A 19,073-nucleotide genomic window follows, 5' to 3' on the forward strand; every position below is an offset into this window, starting at 1 on the left:
GTGCCGCGGAAAGGAACAGCAGTCGACCGCCCGCCCCTGTTCAGAACACGGGTGTCCGCGGGCGGTCGACTGCTGTTCCTTTCCGCGGCACTGCTCACGGCCACCGGTTTCATCGGTCACGCAATCGGCTGGATCCTACTGACAACGACCCTGGGGCCGACTGCGTGCCTCCTGCTGGCGCACCCCGACAGAGCAGGCCCACGAGTGAGAGATGCAGTGCTGGGGCACGCGTCAGCAACTGCCTGCGGACTTGCCTGCCTTGCAGTCTTCGGGCTGTGGAACCAACCCTCGGGGCTGGAACAGCACCACGACACCCTGCCGCAGATCGGCGCACAGGCGCTCGCAGTCGGGGTGACGCTGTTGATCCTCACCCTGTTCTGTGCCCACCATCCCCCGGCCGCTGCCACCGGCCTGCTCATCACCTCCGGCATCACCCGCCCCGGGCCTCTTCTGTACGGCATGCTCACCGGCCTCGCCATCGTGATCTGCGGCTCGGCCCTCCTGGCAAAGACTCGGTGGCACCGTACGCGCATCCGCCCTGGCCTCTTCGACTCCTCAGCCGGCAGCGCTGAGACCCGGCCGTACCCGGAAGCGACCGGCAAGCGCAGTGGCTGACGCCTACACCACACACCGCCCTTCAAACACGGTCGGCCTGCAAGCCGGGGTCTTGGCGGCCCGTACTTCTTCCCGCTCGGACCTTTCACCCCGGCGCCGCAGCAGGCTGCCCGGTAACGTCATATCCTCGAGCCGAAGCCCAGCTCCTGCGGCAGGTGCTCCCACGCGATGCACAAGCAGGATGCCCCCGCAGAACCCGCCGGTCGTCCAGGCGCTTACGGCCCCGGTAGCGCCTACGGCGTTCGATCTTCGGCAACAACGGCTCGACGACCGCGCGCAGTTTGTCACCAACCGCTCACGGCTTCGACCGAGCCACCAGAGCCCCCTCAGCGTGATCAACCTGGCGCCGAGGCAGACAGGCCTCCACGCTGTCGCGCGGAGCTCGTCTTGCGTCTCAGCCCGCGGAGCGGGTGACCGCGGCACCCTGGCGCAGGGCGCGGGGGATCTCGGCGACCTCGTCGACGGTTGCGATCAGTGCCGCGATGAGCGCCTGTGGCGCGTCGCTGTCGACCTCGACGGCGTAGGAGATGCCGATCGATGCCCATCTGGAGGTGTCGAAGCCGCCCTCCGCCCGCACCCGGACACCCCGCAGTTCCACCCCGCCGGCCTCGGCCTCGCGGTAGAGGTCGTTGAGCACGCACGCCGCCACCGCCAGGTTCAGCACGTGGCCACCGGTGAACGCCGACCGCACCCCGACGCCGCCGGGCGTCCACCGGTGCGGGAACCGGACGTCGTCGCCGTCTTCCTTCAGGAACGACCCGGCGCTCGCCACCACCGCGAACCGCTCATCCATGACCTGCCTCCTGTGGCCGCTTGCGCAGTTGCAGCCCAACCCGGATCCGTCCATGCATCATGGCGCAACTCGAAGTAATTAGGCGGGGACTTCGGATTCCCGGTGTCTACCCTGGCTCGATGCTCCTTGAGCTCACACCGCTGACCAGCATGGGGGCGCTGGTGCGGCGTGTGTTCGACCTGATCCGCGCCCGCCCGCGGGGGCACGATCACCGCAGTCTGCCCCTTTGTGGTCGACTACCTCTCGCGAACGGCCGCCTACGCCGATCTGGTCGATGCCCGACACTCGTGCTACTCCGATCGTGCTGCTGCCGAATCGGCGCGAGTGGCGGCCGGTGGCTGAGACTCCCGCGCCGCAGTCGGGAGTCCCCCGGAGGAGCCCCATCGCGGCCTCACACGTGCTGCCTCGAGCTCCTGGTGGCGGAGTACAGCGACCCAGCCGCAGGCCAGGGTGATTCGGCGCGGCTGGTCAACGCCGGTGAGCTCGCGTCTCCCCGATGGCCCGTGGCGTCAAGACATGGGTAAGAAGCGGAGTCCACCTGACGCCAACCGTCGGCCGAATGCGCGGGCCGGCTCTGGGTGCACCGGCTGGATGCCCGACTGAAGCCCGCCGTCTCGACTGGTACCTCCGGGCAACGCGCCTGGAGACGAGGGCGGATGTGGCCCACGCAAAGGGATCGATGAGGGGAAACACTGATGAAGGCAGTGGTCGGGGAGACCGTCGTGGCCGAGGCCGCGAGCGAGGCGGTAGTCAGTATCGAGGGAAATGTCTACTTCCCGCCGGACTCAGTTGCGGCCGGCACGCTCCGCGACAGCCCAACCCCCTACACCTGCCCTTGGAAGGGGAGGGCGCAGTATCACCACGTTGTGGTCGGCGAGATGGCGCTCACGGACGGGGCTTGGTCTTACTAGAACATCAAGGAGTCGGCGGCGACCCGTGTCGGTCGCGACTTCAGCGGCTACGTCGCCTTCGATGTACGCCAGGTCAGGATCGAGAGCTGACGAGGCACACCGATCACTGTCGGCAGAACAAATCCGTCGTTGGTGGCGCGCGATCGGAGGTGTTCTCGGCCGTCTATGTGCCCGGCCACTCGGGGGCGCGTCAGGAAAGGACCCGGACGAGTGCGGAGAGGGCCTGAGGCCACGCAGCGTCGGAGGGCCTCCCATATCCAACGACGAGGGCATCGGCCATGGCGTTCAGGGACTGTTCATGGCGGTATCGGGACAGGCCGGCCACCTTGAGGCCCTGCCGGGTCGCCGACTGAAGGACCCGCTGCTCGGTCCCGGGCGGCAAACCGAGCACGGTGTGCAGGCCGGCCGCTGTCCCGATGACGCGCACCTTTGGGGCGTGCTGGGCCAGGGCTGCAACGAGAGCGTCTCGTCGATCGCGGTAGCGCCGACGGGCACCACGTACGTGACGGTCGTAGGCGCCGGAGGTGATGAATTCGGCCATCGTCAACTGGCTGAACACCTCGCACGAGTCGATCTGCCCCTTGGCCGCCACGGCTTCCTCAGCGAGGGTCGGAGGCAGCGCCATCCAGGCCAGCCGCAGACCAGGAGCAAGGGTCTTGCTGGCGGTACCCAGGTAGACCACGCAGCCGGGGTCGAGGCCTTGGAGCGCCCCGACAGACTGGCGGTCGAACCGGAACTCACCGTCGTAGTCATCCTCCAGGACCAAGCCGCCGGTCCGTCTGGCCCAGTCCACGACGGCCGTCCGGCGATCGCGCTGCAGAGCCGTGCCCACAGGGAACTGGTGAGCCGGTGTGAGTAGGACGGCATCGGCGCCGACGGGCGGCACAGGGTCGGTCCCGTGGGTGTCTAAGGGAAGCGGGAGGGTCTTCAGCCCAGCAGCCGCCAGCAGGCCGCAGTCCCTGTCCAGGCCGTAGGACTCGACGGCGACGTTCCTCGCCCCCCGCCCGGCCAGGACTTTGCTCAGGATCTGCAGGCCGTGGGAGACGCCGGCGCAGATCAGTATGTGCTCCGGACTCACGTACACGCCCCGGGCTCGAGCGAGATGGTCTGCGAGCGCGGCCCGTAGTTCCGGCCGACCGCGGGGGTCGCCGTAGCCGAGCGCGTCGTCGGGGGCCGCGGCCAGGGCGCGGCGTGTGGCCTTCAGCCAGGCTGCACGAGGAAAAGCGGTGAGGTCGGGGCTACCTGGGATCAGGTCGTGGCAAGGGCCGCCGGGCGGCTCGGCGGGCGAGCGCTCCAAGATCGGCCGAGTGATCATCCTGTCTGCCACGAGTGTGCCCGAGCCTCTGCGGGCGGTAAGCCACCCCTCGGCGACGAGGTCGGCGTAGGCGTCAGCCACGGTGTTGCGGGCAAGGCCGAAGTCGGCGGCGAGCCGGCGGGAAGAGGGCAGCCGTGCGCCCGGGGTCAGGTGGCCGGTGCGGACGGCCTCGCGCACGGCTTCGGCCAGCGCACGGCGCACACCTCGTCCAGCTCGTATCAAATCATTCTCAATGGCCTGCCGTAGCTGCGCTGGACTGATCGTGGTGCGGCCGCCGAGGGGCTCAACAGCGGCCGCGTCGTTGATCGGAGTATCGACCGGGTCGTCGGACAGCAGGTCGTCGATGGCCGTGGTGCGCTGGCTTTCGTTGGTCAGATCGGTAGTCACGATGCGAACCTCAACACTCGACGCACTTGCTCTGATGGCGTCGGTGGTCTCGTCGAGTTGGTCGGCGGTGCGGGCGAGAAGGATGACATCGACTCCGGCCTGGGTAAGTCCGGTCGCGATCGCTGCGCCCATGCCGTGGCCAGAGCCGGTGATCAGTGCGGTCTTGCCAACAAGCCCAGCTGTCATGCATGAGGGTTCCTTTCAACGCGGTGTGTGGGATGGGCTCTCCCACACCCCGTGGCGCACCACGCGACTCCGATGAGCGGGAATGTCGACCGGACTGCCTCTGCACCCGTCTGATGAGCGTCGATCCTTCGCGCCGTCTTACCGAAATTTCGCCGTTGCGCTTGTTCCTCGACGCCCTCGCGCCCCACCCCAATCGATCAGCGTGGTAAGACGCCGAGGTCTGGCGCCGCTATTACTGTCGAACCGAGAAGACCGTGCAGGCGTGGACTGGATTCAGAGAGGCGCCGGATGAAGGCGATTGTGGTGACGGACCAGGCTGCGGGAACGGCCGGGATGACGCTGGTGGAGCGGCCCGAGCCGCAGGCGGCGCTGAACGATGTCGTCGTTCGGGTTCATGCGTCGGGATTCACTCCGGGTGAGCTGACGTGGCCCTCGACCTGGACCGATCGCTTCGGCCGCGACCGGACACCGTCGATTCCCGGGCAAGAGCTGGCCGGAGTGGTCACCGCTCTCGGCTATGGCACGAGGGGACTGTCGGTGGGGCAGCGGGTGTTCGGCCTCGCGGACGGGCATCGGGGCGGCACCCTGGCGGAGTATGTGGCGATCGAGGCGCGTAACCTCGCGCCGCTGCCGGCCGATGTCGACTTCACGGTGGGCGCGGCCCTGCCGATGCCGGGCCTGACCGCGTGGCAGGGGCTGTTCGAGCACGGCCGCCTTCAGGCGGGGCAGAGCGTCCTCGTGCATGGTGCGGCGGGCGCAGTCGGGTCGATGGTGACGCAGCTCGCGGGAGAGGCCGGCGCCTACGTCATCGGCACCGGACGTACCGCCGATCGACAGACGGCGCTTGGCTTCGGTGCGAGGGAGTTCGTCGACCTCGAGAACGACGCGCTGGAAGAGATCGGCGGAGTCGATCTGGTGTTCGATGTCATCGGCGGAGACATCGGCAGGCGGTCCGTAGATGTGATCCGTGCCGGAGGAACGCTGGTGTCCATCGCCGGCCCGCCTGAGGTTCGTCCCGCGGACGGCCTGGCGATCGATTTCGTCGTCGTGCCCGATCGTGCCCAACTGGGCCAGGTCGTCCAGCGGGTGCGGGACGGACGGTTGCGGACCAATATCGGCAACGTCTCGACCCTCGATGACGCCGTCGCCGCCTTCAATCCGACCGAGCGGATCACCGGGAAGACGATCATCAGCGTTCGTCCGTGAGCGACACGCGCCCATCGATGCACGCCGCCGGCCGGCGCCGTCGAGCTCGGCCGGCTGCTTCCTGGCCCCTGGCATTAGGTGTCGAACGCGCTTTCCATCCCTGCAACATTTCCACCAAAGAGACAAATGGGCGAGGAGACATTTCCCATGAAGGCGATCGTGGTGACGGACCAGGCTGCGGGAACGGCCGGGATGACGCTGGTGGAGCGGCCCGAGCCGCAGGCGGCGCTGAACGATGTCGTCGTTCGGGTTCATGCCTCGGGATTCACTCCGGGTGAGCTGACGTGGCCCTCGACCTGGACCGATCGTCTCGGCCGCGACCGGACGCCGTCGATTCCCGGGCACGAGCTGGCCGGAGTGGTCAGCGCCCTCGGTTATGGCACGACGGGGCTGTCGGTGGGCCAGCGGGTGTTCGGCTTCGCGGACTGGACTCGCGACGGCACCCTGACGGAGTACGTGGCTGTCGAGGCGCGTAACCTCGCGCCGTTGCCGGGCGACGTCGACTTCACAGTGGGCGCGGCCCTGCCGATTTCAGGCCTGACCGCGTGGCAGGGGCTGTTCGAGCACGGCCGCCTTCAGGCGGGGCAGAGCGTCCTCGTGCATGGTGCGGCCGGCGGCGTTGGATCGATGGTGACGCAGCTCGCGGGAGAGGCCGGCGCCTACGTCATCGGCACCGGACGTACCGCCGACCGACAGACGGCGCTTGGCTTCGGTGCGAGGGAGTTCGTCGACCTCGAGAACGACGCGCTGGAAGACGTCGGCGGAGTCGATCTGGTGTTCGATGTCATCGGCGGAGACATCGGGAAGCGGTCCACGGGGCTGATCCGTGCTGGAGGAACGCTGGTGACCATCGCCGGTCCGCCTGAGGTTCGTCCCGCGGACGGCCTGGCGATCGATTTCGTCGTCGTGCCCGATCGTGCCCAACTGGGTGAGGTCGTCCAGCGAGTGCGGGACGGACGGCTGCGGACAATCATCGGCAAGGTCTCGACCCTCGATGACGCCGTCGCCGCCTTCAATGCGACGGAGCGGATCAACGGGAAGACGATCATCAGCGTTCGTCCGTGAGGACTCGGGAACAGCGGCCGGTCCTGCCCTACCCGTGGATCGGCGTCAGATCCGAACCGGGTCGGGCAACTCGTGCCGGACGCGTGTGGGCTTGATCGGGGCTTGATCCGCTTTGACGGACATCGGAGATGATCAGGGGCTTCGGCCCCGGAAGGATGATGTCCGCGGGGTGAGCGCTCGGTGGGCCAGGTCGCGACCTGGTCCTGACCTCTGGCCCGACCCAGGCGCGTTCGACACCCGCCGGCGCGACGCCGGCCCAGAGTCGCCAACTCCGCATGGAAACCGGGCTGCAGGTCTACTTCACCGACCCGCACAGCCCCTGGCGACGGGGCACAAACGAAAACACCAATCGAGTCGGTCAACGCGCGGATCCGTCGGGCCGTCAAGAATTGCGGTCATTTCCCCGCGAGGCAGGCCGAGTTGAAGTACGGCTACATGGCGATCACGTCGATCGACCCCACCGGCAACGGGCAGACCCGCTGGACCAGCCGGTGGAAGACCGCGTTGAACGTCTTCGGCATTACCTTCGACGGCCGCCTCTCGGTAGCACGTCAGTAACCCCAACCGACCTGGTCGCACTGCTCGTTTGACCGACCCAGTCTTGGTGACGTGGAGTCCAACTGGGAGCTGGACGTCCTCAACGACGCGGCGGAGCACGGTCGCTGGATTGCCAACCTCGGTGCTGAATCGATCGCCGAGATTCTTAAATGCACCGCCCCTCGGCGTCGTACTACGCTCACCGGCGCAGGCAGCGATGGGAGAGCGACGAAGAACGGGGCGAGATCGCGACGTTGTTGGTAAGACGGCGCCGCGGGTCGACGCTGATCAGACGGACGTTGACACCATTCGTTGTGCCTTCTTGCTTACGGGCGTGGCGTGGTGCGTCATTTGGCCGGATGTGCCGGCCCAGCTCTGCCCGGCGTCGGCGCCTTGGGCGGAGACACAGCCCGGGACTTCCAGAAACTCCGGGGTGGTTCAGAAACAATCGAAAGGCACGGCTCGATGCAAGACGTGGCACCAGTGATCAACCTGGCTCGCCGGGGCAGAAGGCTCCGGCTGGCATTCTCATCCGCGGTGGTCTCCCTGGTGGCCTCGTTTGCCGCGTCGGCCGCACCGATCCCTCTGTTCAACACCTACCGGGCCGAGGACGGGTTCACCAACGTCGGCATCTCGCTGGCCGTCGTCACCTACTCCGTCGGCACTATCGCCGCACTGTTGGTGCTGGGGCGACTGTCCAATCATCTGGGCCGACGGCTCACCGCGATCGCCAGCCTCGGCCTGCTCCTGCTGGGCTGTCTGCTGCTGCTGAACGTGCACGACATCGGCGCCCTGCTGTCCGGTCGGCTATTGATGGGCGTCGGAACGGGGTTGGCCAGCAGCAGCCTCACCTCCTACATCGTCGACGCCGCACCCACCAGGCCGGAATGGCTGGCCTCCGTCGCCTCCAGCCAGGGCCCCATGCTCGGCCTCACCCTCGGCGCCGTCGCCTCCGGCGCCCTGGTCCAGTTCGGCCCCTGGCCACGCGACCTCATCTACCTGGTTTGCGCCGGTCTCCTCGTACTGTCCGCCGCACTTATCGTCATCAGCCCGGAAACCGCGAAGCCGACGCCGGGCGCTTGGCGATCACTGCTGCCCCGGGTCCGCGTACCGGCCCGGGCCAGGCATCTGCTCCCTGTCGCGGCCGCGCTGTTCCTGGCCACCTGGGCGACGGGGGCCTTCTACCAGGCCTTCATGCCTGCGCTGGTCGAAGATCAACTTCACACCCGCAGCCCGCTCATCCTCGGACTGGTGTTCGCCGCCTACATGGCCCTCAGCGTTCTCGGCGCTCCCATCGGCGGCCGGTTCACATCCGCGGCGGCCCAACGCATCGGTATGATCATCTTCCTGACCGGATGGATCGGCATCATGACAGCGATCGCCATCGGCACACTGGCGTTGTTCATCGCCGCGACCATCGTCGCCGGCGCCGGTCAAGGCATCGCCATCAGTGCCGCCACCCGCGGCCTGCTGCACGACAGCACCCTGGCCGACCGAGCACCGATCTTCAGCGCGATCTACCTCCTCTGCTACAGCGGCGCCGCCTTCCCCAGCCTCATCTCGGGGCAACTCTCCAACGCCTTCTCACTACCGCAGATCGCCCTCGGATACTGCGGACTTGCCATCGTCGCCACCCTGTTCACCGTCCTCGCTGCACGCAACCCGCACACCGACGCGACCGGGAAGAGTCGGCACGGTGAGTAATCATGACGAACCTCACCGTCATCCATGCCTCACTCGACCCCTGAGCAGGGTTGCCACCCGCGCTCGTCGACGCACGTCGATCGCCGTGTGGATCGGCGCAATGAGCCAGAACCGGATCGGCGCCCTGCTCCTATTGGTCGCGACGCTTGCGGCGATCGTCTGTGCCGACGTGTCCCTGGCGTCGTACGAGACGCTCTGGGGCCCACCGCCGTGACTGACCGCGCCATCTTCTCGCAGTCCGGGTGAATCGGCTTGCACCGGCGGGGACCCTGCTCCCGGCTGACCCGCACCTGCCCTCGATCGGGTCGGCGAGCGGGGATCTTGCTCGTCATGAGCCGCAGGGGAGGCGACCTGCCCTGCGGCAGATACTGTTGTTGCAGGACGACGAGGTCATATCGCTCGACGATGGTCAGGGACCGGCTCATGGACGCCTCGGACGAACTTCTTCAGAGGGATACACCGTCGGCTCTTCTGACACTGGACGGTGTCATCCGCGCCCTCAACGCCGCGATGGCCACGGCACTGGGCAGGCCGTGGGAACAGTGCGTCGATCATAGCTTCGTTGATCTGCTCGCCGAGGATCAGCGCATCTCGGCTGCGAGCCTGCTGGCGCACGGGGCCACGACGAAGAGGCTTGCGATGCGTGTGCTGGAATTTCCCGGCACGGGCACCGCATCCGTGGTCTGCCTCGTCGAGGCGCGACCGGTGACGGATCCCTCGAGCGGCGAGCGGCTTGTGTGGGCGCATTCGTTGGACGCGAGACACGACCTCGGCAGTCTGCTGATCCCATTCCAGCTTGCGGCGAAAGATGCCGGCCTCGGCCTCTGGATGTGTTCCCCCGATGAGCACCAGGTGGAGTCACTGGGTGGCGCACCCGCCCTGGCCGCGCTCTTCCCGCAGGCGTCGGTGCCCCTGTCCGAGATGATCAGGCGAGTGCATCCTGATGACCGGAAGGACGCGCGGCGGCTTGTGCGCTCGTCCGCCGCCCAGTCTCCGTGGATCAGGTCGCGGTTCCTCACCGAGCACGATGGCTGGCGCGTTCTCGCGGGCCAGACCCGCCGGATACAGTTGGGATACGGCGGCCCCGAACGGGTCTTCGCGGTGATCCGCGACGACACCCAGTCGGAGGCACACCGCCAAGAGATGCTGGCCGAGGTGAGCGCGGAGCGGGAGCGCGCCGACGGGATCACCGCGTTCTCCTCCGCGCTGTTCACCGCCGCCTCCGAGCAGGAACTGCAGCAGGTTGTCCTGGCCCGGCTCGCCGCGGCCGTCGGAGGTTCCGGCGCTCTCTTCGCCGTCGTCGACGACGGGCGCTTGCGGGTCTCCTCGGATGCCGGGATTCCCACATGGGAGGCTGATGCTCTGCACGGCCTGTCGCTGGATGAGGACCGGCCGTTGCCCTGCGTGATCCGTACCGGTCAGGCGCAGTTCTTCCCCGACCATGAGGAGCTTGTTCGCCGTTGGCTGCATGATGACGATCTGCCCCTCCCGCGCCCCGTCCCCGGCACCGCCTTGTCGATCACCCCCCTCAGCCCGGCGGGCGACCGGCCGCTCGGGGCCTGGGTGGTGACGTACGAGAGTGAGCACCCCCCGTCCCCCGAGAAGCTCGCCTTCATGACGGCTCTGGCCGAATTGGCAGGCCAGGCACTGCGGCGCATCAGGTTGCAACAAGCCCACGTCGAGCTGTCCACGGCGCTCCAACAGAGCATGCTCCCGACGCTGCCGGAGCACCTCCCAGGCCTGGAGATCGCTGCCCGCTATCAGCCCAGCCAGGATGGGCTGGATATCGGCGGAGACTGGTATGACGCGTTCTTCCTGCCCGACGGTGCGGTCGCACTGGAAATAGGTGACGCTCAAGGGCACGACGTGGATGCCGCGGTTTTCATGGGCCAGGTGCGCTCGTCCATGCGCGCGATCGCCGCCCACGAGCCTGAGCCGGGAACGGTGCTGACGCGTACCAACGATCTGCTCGTCGCGATGGATGCGCCACGCTTCGCGAGCTGCACCATGCTGCACCTCGATCCGCATGACGGACAGGTCATCGGCACCACCGCAGGCCATGTGCCCCTGCTCCACGCACGCGACGACGGCAGCCACACCGTCCGCGCACTCCCCGCCGGGCCGGTCCTGGGAATCGTGCCTGGCACCGAGTACCCCGAGGAGACCTTCACTTTGGAAGAGGGCACCGCGCTGGTCATGGTCACCGATGGTGTGGTCGAAGGGCCGCGCCTGACCCTGGAAGCCGGACTGGAGCGAGCGGGAGCGCTGGCCGGCCGAGCCCTCCAGGACCGGCTCGACGTCGAGGCGACCGCGGACCGAATACTCGACGCGGTGGCCGCGGTGGACCACCTCGACGACGTGGCCGTGCTGGTCATCCGACGCGCATGAGACTCGATGGCTGGCCCCCGGTCATGCTGTCGTACTCCGCATACGGGCCTCCTCTCCTCCCGGGTGGGCCACAGGGGCAGCGAAACCTTGCCGGCCCCAGAGGCGCCGGGCTGCCGAGGCACCCGCGTCAGGCCACGGTGTCAGGAGCCTTGGGCAGCCGCCATTCCGGGCGGATGCGGTGGCAGGTGTACCCGTAGGGATAGCGCTGCAGATAGTCCTGGTGCTCTGGCTCGGCCTCCCAGAAGGCGCCGGCGGGCGTCACCTCTGTGACGACCTTCCCCGGCCACAGGCCTGAGGCGTCGACGTCGGCGATCGTGGCGTCCGCGACGCGCCGCTGCTCATCACCGAGATAGAAGATGGCCGACCGGTAACTCAAGCCGACGTCGTTGCCCTGCCGGTTCAGCGTGGTGGGGTCGTGTACCTGGAAGAAGAACTCGAGGAGGGCCCGGTAGTCCGTCCGGGCGGGGTCGTAGGTGATCTCGATGGCCTCCGCGTGACTGCCGTGGTTGCGGTAGGTCGGGTTCGCCGTCTCGCCCCCCGTGTAGCCGACACGCGTCGAGACCACGCCGTCCAGGGCCCGAAACAGCCCCTGCATGCCCCAGAAGCACCCGCCTGCCAGAATTGCTCTCTGGTGTGCCATACCGTGTCGCCCTCCTGTGAATTCCACCGTCCGGATACAACGGGCCGGAACGCATGGGCCGTGCTCTGTCGCCCTGGCCGTGTCCCGCCAGCACCATGCCCTGCGGCTCGGGGCGCCACGACAGCGGCCGTGCAGCGCCCACAGTGGTTAGCTGCACGGCCCGCGGACTCCTTACGCCCTTTTACGGCCCTGTCCGAAGCCCACCGGAGGCGCACGCTCAGACGGGAGGGCGTCGGAGGGGGACGCCCTGTACGGAGGACCTCACTACGCATGGAGTCGTGAAGTCCATCCTCGCCGAAGGCAGCATTTCGAGGCGGAGGTACTCCTCGTCGCCGTCGGCCGCGGCCCGGTCTCTCAGGGCCTCGGCTACGGGGAGCAAGGTGCCGCCATGGACCGGGGCTACGTTCTGGTCGACGAGTACATGCGGACGAACGTCTCGCCCCTCTCCGCCGTCGGTGACCTGGTCCCCACGCTCCAGCTCGCGCACGTCGGCTTCGCCGAGGGCACGTGAAAGGGGCCTGCCGGGGACCGGCTCGGACGCGTGGTGAGCACTCCCGCCGCAGCTCCTGGCAGCGGCTGGTCCTGTGTCCTGGTCGGCGAGGAGGGGGTGGGGACCGTTCTGTCCTCAGGGGAGGCGGCGCCGGAGGCATGGATTGCCCCGGTATTGGTGGGCCGGGCCCGAGCGCACTCGGTCGAGTGCGTGGCTCCGGCAGGCCGGCGCGGCCACGGGAGAGCCCGGGACGATGGCTCCGGATCGGATGGGCCGAGCGCCGGAGGGCGGGGTAACAGAAAAGGACCTTGTGGTCCCTTCTGGATCCTGCTAACGTGCGCGCAGGTAATCTGGCCCATGTGGCGGAACAGGCGCGCGAGAAGAACGACTCCCGGCTGACTGAGCGCGGGCGGGCGACTCGACATCGCATTTTGAGGGCCGCCGCCGACATGATGTACGTCAAGGGCGTGTCCTCCACGACCCTCGACGAGGTCAGGGCGGCCAGCGGAACGAGCAAATCCCAGCTCTACCGCCACTACCCCGACAAGGATGCACTGGTGCGGGACGTTGTCGCGTTGCAGGCTGCAGAATTGCTCGAACGTCAGCACCAGCTGCTGCGGCGGCTCAACTCCGTTCGCGGGCTGGAGCGCTGGCGGGACGCACTGATCGAACACAACGCGCTCCGAAACGGAGCGTACGGCTGCCCGCTCGGCTCCCTCGCGAGCGAGCTGGCCGATCAGGACGAAGAGGCGCGCAAGGCGATCGCCCGGCACTTCGACACCTGGGAGGGACTGCTCAAGGCCGGCGTCGAGCGGATGAAGGACTCTGGAGTCCTTCGTGCCGACGCGGACGCCGGAGAGCTCGCCACCGGCGTCATGGCCGCCCTTCAAGGCGGCTACCTCCTCGCGCAGACAGCCCAGGACGTCAAGCCCATGAGGATCGCCCTGGACATGGCGATCGGCCACGTCAAGGCCTATGCCGTGCTTGCCGAGGACGTCAATCCGCCGGAGGGGGACGCGGGAGGGCGCTGAGCCGGCTGGGGCGAGGCGGCGCCGAGAAGTCCGGGTGCGACGCCACAGGCGGTTGCGTCGCGGCCTTCGTAACCCGACTGGACTTCAGCGTCCCCCCGGCGGCGGAGGCGGCTTGGTCGGTGGGGCGTGACGGCGGGAGGATGCGTTCGTCCCTACGGACTGTGTGCCCGCACATGGCCCCAGCCGCCAACCAGAAGCGGCGGCCCCTGCATAAAAGGCAGGTCTCCTCCACCAGGAGAGGACTATTTGGTCCTGAAAGTTCGCCGATCTGCGGTACCTTTGGTGAGAGCGGTCCCGTACGGACAGCCAAGCAGCCAAGCCTCACAAGGATCTCCAGGGCGGTAAGCACCATGCACGCGGGCGTCCAGTTCTCAGTGCTCGGCCCAGTCCGGCTACACAAGCAGGGGCTCGAGGCCGGAGCCGGTCAGCCGAGGCAGTGCGCCGTGCTCGCTTCGCTGTTGCTCAGGGCGGGCAAGCCTGTAAGCCTCTCGAAACTGGTGGAGGACGTGTGGGGCGACGACGCCCCACCGTCGGCCGTAGGCTCCGTCCGCACGTACGTCTACAGGCTCAGGCAGGCACTGGGGGAGCAGAGCGACAGCTCCGTGAGCCTGGTCGACGGGGGCTACCTGCTGCACATCCAACCGGACGCTCTGGACCTGAACAGGTTCAAGGAGACAACGGCAAGGGCGAGGGAGGCCCGCAGCACCGGCGACCTGGCGTCGGCGGCGAGCCTGCTGACCGAGGGCCTCGAGATGTGGAAAGGAGTGGCCCTCGCCGGGGTGCCCGGGCCGTTCGCGGCCCAGCAGCGCAGCGTCCTCGGCGAGCTGCGCCTCGCCTGTGCGGAGGAGCAGCTCGCCTGCGAAGTGGAGAGAGGGCGCTACACCGAGGCCGCCGCGGAACTGTCCGCCCTCCTTGTCGAGCACCCGCTTCGAGAGCGCATGTGCGGCCTCCTCATGACCGCGCTCTACGGTGCTGGGCGGCAGTCCGAGGCCCTGACGATCTACCACACGACCAGTCACCTGCTGCGTCAACGCCTTGGCGTCAGCCCGTCGCCGGAACTGCAGGAAGTCCACGAGCGCATCCTCTCCGGGCGATTCCAGCTCCCGCGAAGCGCCGACCGCCCGAAGGGCGCGCCTCGGACGCCCCCGCCCCACGCCCCGGCTCAGCTCCCAGCCGCCCTGCCGAGCCTCGTCGGCCGCGAGAGAGAGCAGGAGCAGGTCGAGCGCTTGGTCGCCGATGCAGAGGCGTCGTCCTCTGTGGCCATCTGCGCGGTCGGCGGACTGGCCGGCGTCGGCAAGACAGCTTTCGCCACCACCGTCGCCCACCGTCTGGCCGACCGCTTCCCGGACGGCCAGCTCTTTGCAGACCTTCAGGGAGCCGGACCGGAGGCGGAGCCGCGGGACCCCGCGCACGTGCTCAAGGACTTCCTGCAGTCCTTGGGGGTCCGCCTCGAGGACCTGCCCGAGACCGCGCAGGCGCGGGGGCTCATGTTCCGCGGCTTGCTGGCCAACCGCCGAGTGCTCGTCGTGCTCGACAACGCATGGAACACGGACCAGCTAAAGCATCTCCTCCCCGGAGGCCCCGGCTCCATGGCCCTTGTCACCAGCCGCATGCAACTGCACGCGCTCGTCGCTGCCTACCAGGCACTTCCCCTGACACTCATGCCCCTGAGCCAGACGGACGCACGCAGCCTCCTCGCGCGCCGACTCGGCGCAGCGAGGACAGCAGCTGAACCAGAGGCCGTCGACCGCATCATCCGGCTGGCCGGGCAGCTCCCCTTGGCCCTGGCCAACGTCGCCGCCCGCGCGGCCTATCGACCGCAGCTGCGCCTGTCGAGCCTGGCCGACGAGTACGAGGCGCCGGAGCACAGCACCCTTGACGCCTTTGCGAGCGACGAGGACCAGGCGCTCGACGTCCGCGAGTCCATCACCCGCTCGTACCGCCTGCTCGACACGGAAACAGCCGCGCTCTTCCGCGACCTGGGCGCCTGCCCGGACCCCATATTCGCGGCATCGCAGGTCGCGGACCTGGCCGGACGGCCCGAGTGCCGGGTTCGCCAGGTCTTGTCGCGCCTCACCCGAGCGCACCTCGTCTCGGAGATCGGCCCGGGCCGGTACAGCTGGAACCGGCTTGTGGCCGCGTACGCGGTGGAGCAGGCGGGGCTGGGTTTCCTCGACCAGGGCGAGCCGGCTCGTTGGTAGGGCGAGCAGGGGTCGGCATCCATGTCGTTGTCACAGGCACCCTGCCGAGACGGTGCCACGGCCAGTGGCCGAGACCGAGCAGTTCCCGAAGGGGGCATGCCCTACCGGGCGGCGCCGTCATACGAGACAGAACTGACCAGAGGATCTGAGCGCCCCGACCCCTTTGCGTGCATTCAGGCCGAACTGGCTGCGGCCGAGCAGGAATGGCAGGAGTGGACGATCGCCTGCCAGCGGGTCCGTGTGCTGCTCTCCGCGCCAGACGATGCCGGGATCGCGGATGAGGCTCCGGCGCCGCCGACGGCGAAGCAGCAGTCGCAGGTGCCGGTGTGGCGGAAAGGGCTGGCCTGGTCGGCGCTGTCGGTCGGCTACCAGTGCATCCTCAAGACACTCGGGGACCGATCCCGGCTCGGGCAGGGGTCGCGGACTTGCCAGGAGATGGCTGCCTTGTTCGGCATGGACGTGGTGCCGGCGCGGGTGGAGGTGCTGCGGTCGAAGGCGAAACGCCTGGTCGCGCGGCTGGCTGGCCGAATCGGCGCCGGGCCGGTTCACGTTCGTGCAGGACGTGAGCGGATCGGGCGGCGGCTCATGAGCCGGATCATCGACCAGTAGACCATCGCCACCTGCCTTGACGGGCGGCCGGCATCAGCCGGGCGGCGTGAACTTACTCCGGGAACCGGAGCGCCCCCCGGCCGCCGTCGTCGTGCCGGAACCGACCGGCTCCGGCACGACGGCGTACGGAGAGTCCTCCGAGCCGGCTACGCGTCGTTCGCTTCTGAGTCGTGCTCGGCGAGAGGTGCGACGTCAAGGTCCCCCTCACGGAGACGGTAGACCTGCAGGGTGAGGCCGTAGTACTTGTCCGTCTCGCCCACCCACTCCATGCCCACTCGCTGGGCGGTCGCGATGCCGCGCGCGTTGTTCGGCCGCACCACGGCGAAGACCTCATCCACCCCTCCCGCGAACGCGTAGTGCGCCGCGGCGTGACCGGCCTCGGTCGCCAGACCCTGGCCCCAGAAGGCGCGCGCGAGCTGCCAGCCGATCTCCAGGTCGACGCCGTCCGGGGGCAGCGGCAGGATCGCGGCGCCGCCGACGAGCTCGCCGGTCTCCGCCAGCTCGATGGCCCAGCGTCCTGCCGGGAGCTCCAGCGCTGAACACTCGCTGATCCACTGGCGGAGGATCCCCTCCATGGCGTTCCTGCCAGTCACCCTTGCCATCGCGGGGGCCAACCAGCGGGCCACGTCGCCATCGCCGTACACGGCCAGGGCCGCCGCGGCGTCGTCCGGCGACCACGGCCGCAGCACGAGCCTGGCCGTCTGGATGCGAGAGCCCTCGACTTTCATGCGATGGCGGGGGCCTGGGGGATTGGACACGTCCGTGATCACCTGACTTCCGATTAACCACCGGGCCGACGCACAGAGTTGGCCAGTCGCCCGGCGGGCAGCGTGCGGACGGCAGCGTCCCGCGCTCAGCGCCGACACTGCCTTGATGGCAGCAGACCGTACCGCGACTTACCTTGCGGCTCGCACACGGGCCGTTTTCGCGCAGCAATGCGCACAAGGCAGAAGCGGCAGGCAGGACAGATACATGCAGCTTCCGCTTGTCGGACCACAAGGCTACTGCGATCGGCACCGTAGAGGCCTTGTAGAGCTGCCGTAGACACTGCCATGGCAGGGTCGAATGCAACACACGCAAGGGTGTTCACCGCTCATTGGATTCGCGGGGCCCTGGGCTTCGAAGGCAAGAAACTCGTCGTGATCGGCGATGCCAGCGGAGTGGGACTCAAGGTCGCCGAGAATGTGATCGCGGAGGGAGGCAGCGCGGTGATCGTCGGCCGCACGGGTCAGAAGCTCGACGACGCCGTGGCAAGCCTGTCGCGCTCCGGCAGCGCATGGTCGATCGCGGCCGACCTGGCGGACCGGGACCAGGTCGTCGAGGCGCAGAAGCGGCTGGCGGAGGACCACCCCGACGCCACCCTCCTCGTCAACTCGGCAGGGTTCTGCACCCGCTCGGCCGGGTCGGCACCCCGCAGGACCTGGCCTCCGCGATCGTCTTCCTCCTCTCTTCGGCCTCCAGCTGGACCACGGGCGCCATTCTCAACATCGACGGCGGAGTCATGGCAGGCCGCAACGAGCCACACCCCTCACGCCCGGCCCGAAACAGTCACCTGCCCCGAGCAGGGCAGCGAAAAGGCATCGATCAATGCCGCCCGCGCATGAAGGAGCCCATATGGCAGGCAATCTGAGAAGCGTGACCGACGAGACCTTCGCGGATGAGGTGCTCAAAAGCGGCAAGCCTGTGCTCGTCGATTTCTGGGCCGAGTGGTGCGGGCCCTGCCGCCTTGTAGCACCGATCCTTGAGGCGCTCGCCGCCGAGCACAGTGACAAGATCACGATCGTCCAGCTGAACGTCGACGAGAGCCCCCGCACCGCTGCGGAGTACGACGTCCGGTCCATCCCCACGCTCAACGTCTACCGGGACGGCAAGGTGGTCAAGACGGTCATCGGGGCCAAACCCAGGTCGGCCCTGGAACAGGACCTGCTGGAGTTCCTGAGGTGACCGGGCGCTGAAGGGGTGCACCCGTCCGCCGCCGCGCCCGCCGTAATGCGCTCCGGCAAGCGAGCGCGGGCGGGGCAGGCCGTCGGTCGGGGCAGCTTCCAGCCTTCTCAGACGTACTGGCTCATGTGCTGCGGTAGTCCGTCCCGGACGGGTCGTAGGTGACCTCGACCGCCTCCGCATGCCCCTATGCCGGTACCACGTTGTGTTCCCCCTTCTGTGAGGCCGGAATCGACTGAGGCAGTCCGACACGAGACCGGCCTTGACGGGCGAGGCCCGCGCTCCGCCTGGTCACGGCAGCCAGACAGGGGCGTCGACTCAGCGGCGTCGAACCGCCGGCTCGTGCACCGTTAGGTGCCTCGGTGGCGGACTCCTTACCCGGCGTCTGCAGGTGCCAAGCCGGGGACCCCTGCAGGGGGTCCCAAACCTGCCCGGGCTGCGGCGCAGTCCCGTGTCCCGGAGGCTGCCCCAGGACAGCCCGGACATAGTCCGAAGCAAGTTGCGCGCAGGCAAACGCTGCTGCCTTGGACGTCCCCCCCCGAGAAAGAAGCATTCGTGTACCTGCTCAGCAGCGGCGTCGAGCCGTGCAACCGAGGAATGAGAAGTCCATGACCAGTAGGGAACCGGGCCCAGCAGACGACTGTCGCGTCGAGATCGCGGACAATCCCGAGGGGCGTTTCTACGAGTTGCGCTATGGCGACCAGGCGGTTGGCATGCTCGTCTACGAGACGGCCGGCTCGCGACGCGTGCTGACCCACACGACTATCCGGGAGGAATACCGCGGCCGGGGCTGGTCCAAGCTCCTGATTCGTTTCGCCCTCGACGACCTCGCTGGCAGGGGAGTGACGATCACCAACTACTGCCCGGTGGTGGACCGGTTCATCGAGGAGAATCCCGGATACGCGCAGCTGATCGACCGCGACCACCCTGGCAACTGGGGCCGGTCCGGAAGGTAGGAGTGTGGCGGGGCAGCCCTGGGGGCCTCCTGACCACTCGGCTGGAGCTGATGGCCGGCCGCCCGGGCGACTATGCCGGATAGACGCCTCGTCGACAC

General features: G+C 68.3%; 15 protein-coding genes and 5 pseudogenes. 15 read left to right on the forward strand and 5 right to left on the reverse strand.

The annotated features are described in order from the left end of the window. Positions 1–51: 51 nt before the first annotated feature. The gene (locus BZY54_RS10360; protein ID WP_244217075.1) at positions 52–615 is read left to right on the forward strand and encodes an HPP family protein; all 564 of its coding nucleotides are present in this window, start codon (positions 52–54) and stop codon (positions 613–615) included. 128 nt (positions 616–743) lie between these two features. On the opposite strand, the pseudogene BZY54_RS52995 reads toward BZY54_RS10360, so the two are convergent. Continuing rightward, positions 744–895, reverse strand: a pseudogene (locus BZY54_RS52995) (IS5/IS1182 family transposase); the annotation flags it as partial. A 114-nt stretch (positions 896–1,009) separates the two neighbouring features. Continuing rightward, positions 1,010–1,408, reverse strand: a complete 399-nt coding sequence (locus BZY54_RS10365; RefSeq protein WP_086724779.1) for an OsmC family protein — start codon at positions 1,406–1,408, stop codon at positions 1,010–1,012. Between the two features lie 695 nt (positions 1,409–2,103). On the opposite strand from BZY54_RS10365, the gene BZY54_RS10370 reads away from it, so the two are divergent. Beyond that, positions 2,104–2,319, forward strand: coding sequence for a DUF427 domain-containing protein (locus tag BZY54_RS10370; protein ID WP_244217076.1), 216 nt, complete (start codon positions 2,104–2,106; stop codon positions 2,317–2,319). A gap of 190 nt (positions 2,320–2,509) precedes the next feature. Here BZY54_RS10370 and pdxR read toward each other — a convergent pair whose 3' ends face one another. Beyond that, on the reverse strand, positions 2,510–4,207 hold the full coding sequence (pdxR, locus tag BZY54_RS10375; RefSeq protein ID WP_107419680.1) for a MocR-like pyridoxine biosynthesis transcription factor PdxR: 1,698 nt from the start codon (positions 4,205–4,207) through the stop codon (positions 2,510–2,512). A gap of 288 nt (positions 4,208–4,495) precedes the next feature. Between pdxR and BZY54_RS10380 the strand changes: the two genes are divergently transcribed. The 5 genes and pseudogenes from BZY54_RS10380 to BZY54_RS10400 all read left to right on the forward strand — a co-directional run bounded on the left by BZY54_RS10380 (position 4,496) and on the right by BZY54_RS10400 (position 11,107). Beyond that, complete coding sequence (locus tag BZY54_RS10380; protein WP_086724780.1) at positions 4,496–5,413, forward strand: NADP-dependent oxidoreductase; 918 nt, start codon at positions 4,496–4,498, stop codon at positions 5,411–5,413. Between the two features lie 147 nt (positions 5,414–5,560). Then, on the forward strand, positions 5,561–6,478 hold the full coding sequence (locus BZY54_RS10385; protein WP_086724781.1) for an NADP-dependent oxidoreductase: 918 nt from the start codon (positions 5,561–5,563) through the stop codon (positions 6,476–6,478). 336 nt (positions 6,479–6,814) lie between these two features. Beyond that, a pseudogene (locus BZY54_RS53000) lies at positions 6,815–7,036 on the forward strand (transposase); the annotation flags it as partial. Between the two features lie 528 nt (positions 7,037–7,564). Continuing rightward, entirely contained in the window at positions 7,565–8,719 is a 1,155-nt protein-coding gene (locus tag BZY54_RS10395; protein ID WP_244217077.1) for an MFS transporter, read from the forward strand. A gap of 423 nt (positions 8,720–9,142) precedes the next feature. Continuing rightward, the gene (locus BZY54_RS10400) at positions 9,143–11,107 is read left to right on the forward strand and encodes a SpoIIE family protein phosphatase (RefSeq protein ID WP_158103834.1); all 1,965 of its coding nucleotides are present in this window, start codon (positions 9,143–9,145) and stop codon (positions 11,105–11,107) included. A gap of 127 nt (positions 11,108–11,234) precedes the next feature. Here the strand turns inward: BZY54_RS10400 and msrA are convergent, their stop codons facing one another. Next, entirely contained in the window at positions 11,235–11,747 is a 513-nt protein-coding gene (gene msrA, locus BZY54_RS10405; RefSeq protein WP_086724787.1) for a peptide-methionine (S)-S-oxide reductase MsrA, read from the reverse strand. A 301-nt stretch (positions 11,748–12,048) separates the two neighbouring features. On the opposite strand from msrA, the pseudogene BZY54_RS10410 reads away from it, so the two are divergent. The 4 genes and pseudogenes from BZY54_RS10410 to BZY54_RS10425 all read left to right on the forward strand — a co-directional run. Beyond that, positions 12,049–12,252 (forward strand): annotated as a pseudogene (locus BZY54_RS10410) (FAD-dependent oxidoreductase); the annotation flags it as partial. A 344-nt stretch (positions 12,253–12,596) separates the two neighbouring features. After that, positions 12,597–13,268 (forward strand): TetR/AcrR family transcriptional regulator, encoded by a 672-nt coding sequence (locus tag BZY54_RS10415; RefSeq protein ID WP_244217078.1) that lies wholly within the window; start codon positions 12,597–12,599, stop codon positions 13,266–13,268. Positions 13,269–13,711: 443 nt separating this feature from the next. After that, positions 13,712–15,469, forward strand: a complete 1,758-nt coding sequence (locus BZY54_RS10420; protein WP_244217079.1) for an AfsR/SARP family transcriptional regulator — start codon at positions 13,712–13,714, stop codon at positions 15,467–15,469. Positions 15,470–15,601: 132 nt separating this feature from the next. Then, positions 15,602–16,058 (forward strand): annotated as a pseudogene (locus BZY54_RS10425) (hypothetical protein). A 166-nt stretch (positions 16,059–16,224) separates the two neighbouring features. Here BZY54_RS10425 and BZY54_RS10430 read toward each other — a convergent pair. Further along, a complete protein-coding gene (locus BZY54_RS10430) occupies positions 16,225–16,806 on the reverse strand; it encodes a GNAT family N-acetyltransferase (protein WP_086724793.1) in 582 nt (193 codons plus the stop codon). Between the two features lie 324 nt (positions 16,807–17,130). Here BZY54_RS10430 and BZY54_RS53005 point away from each other — a divergent pair. The 4 genes and pseudogenes from BZY54_RS53005 to BZY54_RS10445 form a co-directional block, all read left to right on the forward strand. Further along, a pseudogene (locus BZY54_RS53005) lies at positions 17,131–17,409 on the forward strand (SDR family NAD(P)-dependent oxidoreductase); the annotation flags it as partial. Then, complete coding sequence (locus BZY54_RS53010; protein ID WP_244217084.1) at positions 17,355–17,708, forward strand: SDR family oxidoreductase; 354 nt, start codon at positions 17,355–17,357, stop codon at positions 17,706–17,708. The pseudogene BZY54_RS53005 and the gene BZY54_RS53010, both read left to right, overlap by 55 nt. Beyond that, positions 17,693–18,022 (forward strand): thioredoxin, encoded by a 330-nt coding sequence (trxA, locus tag BZY54_RS10440; protein ID WP_086724795.1) that lies wholly within the window; start codon positions 17,693–17,695, stop codon positions 18,020–18,022. The genes BZY54_RS53010 and trxA overlap by 16 nt, the downstream gene beginning before the upstream one ends. Positions 18,023–18,627: 605 nt before the next feature. Then, entirely contained in the window at positions 18,628–18,975 is a 348-nt protein-coding gene (locus BZY54_RS10445; RefSeq protein ID WP_086724796.1) for a GNAT family N-acetyltransferase, read from the forward strand. Positions 18,976–19,073: the final 98 nt, after the last annotated feature.

The organism is Streptomyces carpinensis, from assembly GCF_002154505.1.
Lineage (GTDB): Bacteria > Actinomycetota > Actinomycetes > Streptomycetales > Streptomycetaceae > Streptomyces > Streptomyces carpinensis.

Excerpts from the sequence above, each read along its gene's own strand:
- BZY54_RS10445 (WP_086724796.1), top strand. The coding sequence starts at position 18,628 with ATGACCAGTAGGGAACCGGGCCCAGCAGACGACTGTCGCGTCGAGATC.
- msrA (WP_086724787.1), bottom strand. The coding sequence starts at position 11,747 with ATGGCACACCAGAGAGCAATTCTGGCAGGCGGGTGCTTCTGGGGCATG.
- BZY54_RS10365 (WP_086724779.1), bottom strand. The coding sequence starts at position 1,408 with ATGGATGAGCGGTTCGCGGTGGTGGCGAGCGCCGGGTCGTTCCTGAAG.
- trxA (WP_086724795.1), top strand. The coding sequence starts at position 17,693 with ATGGCAGGCAATCTGAGAAGCGTGACCGACGAGACCTTCGCGGATGAG.
- BZY54_RS10370 (WP_244217076.1), top strand. The coding sequence starts at position 2,104 with ATGAAGGCAGTGGTCGGGGAGACCGTCGTGGCCGAGGCCGCGAGCGAG.
- BZY54_RS53010 (WP_244217084.1), top strand. The coding sequence starts at position 17,355 with ATGGTCGATCGCGGCCGACCTGGCGGACCGGGACCAGGTCGTCGAGGC.
- BZY54_RS10385 (WP_086724781.1), top strand. The coding sequence starts at position 5,561 with ATGAAGGCGATCGTGGTGACGGACCAGGCTGCGGGAACGGCCGGGATG.
- BZY54_RS10430 (WP_086724793.1), bottom strand. The coding sequence starts at position 16,806 with ATGAAAGTCGAGGGCTCTCGCATCCAGACGGCCAGGCTCGTGCTGCGG.
- pdxR (WP_107419680.1), bottom strand. The coding sequence starts at position 4,207 with ATGACAGCTGGGCTTGTTGGCAAGACCGCACTGATCACCGGCTCTGGC.
- BZY54_RS10400 (WP_158103834.1), top strand. The coding sequence starts at position 9,143 with ATGGACGCCTCGGACGAACTTCTTCAGAGGGATACACCGTCGGCTCTT.
- BZY54_RS10380 (WP_086724780.1), top strand. The coding sequence starts at position 4,496 with ATGAAGGCGATTGTGGTGACGGACCAGGCTGCGGGAACGGCCGGGATG.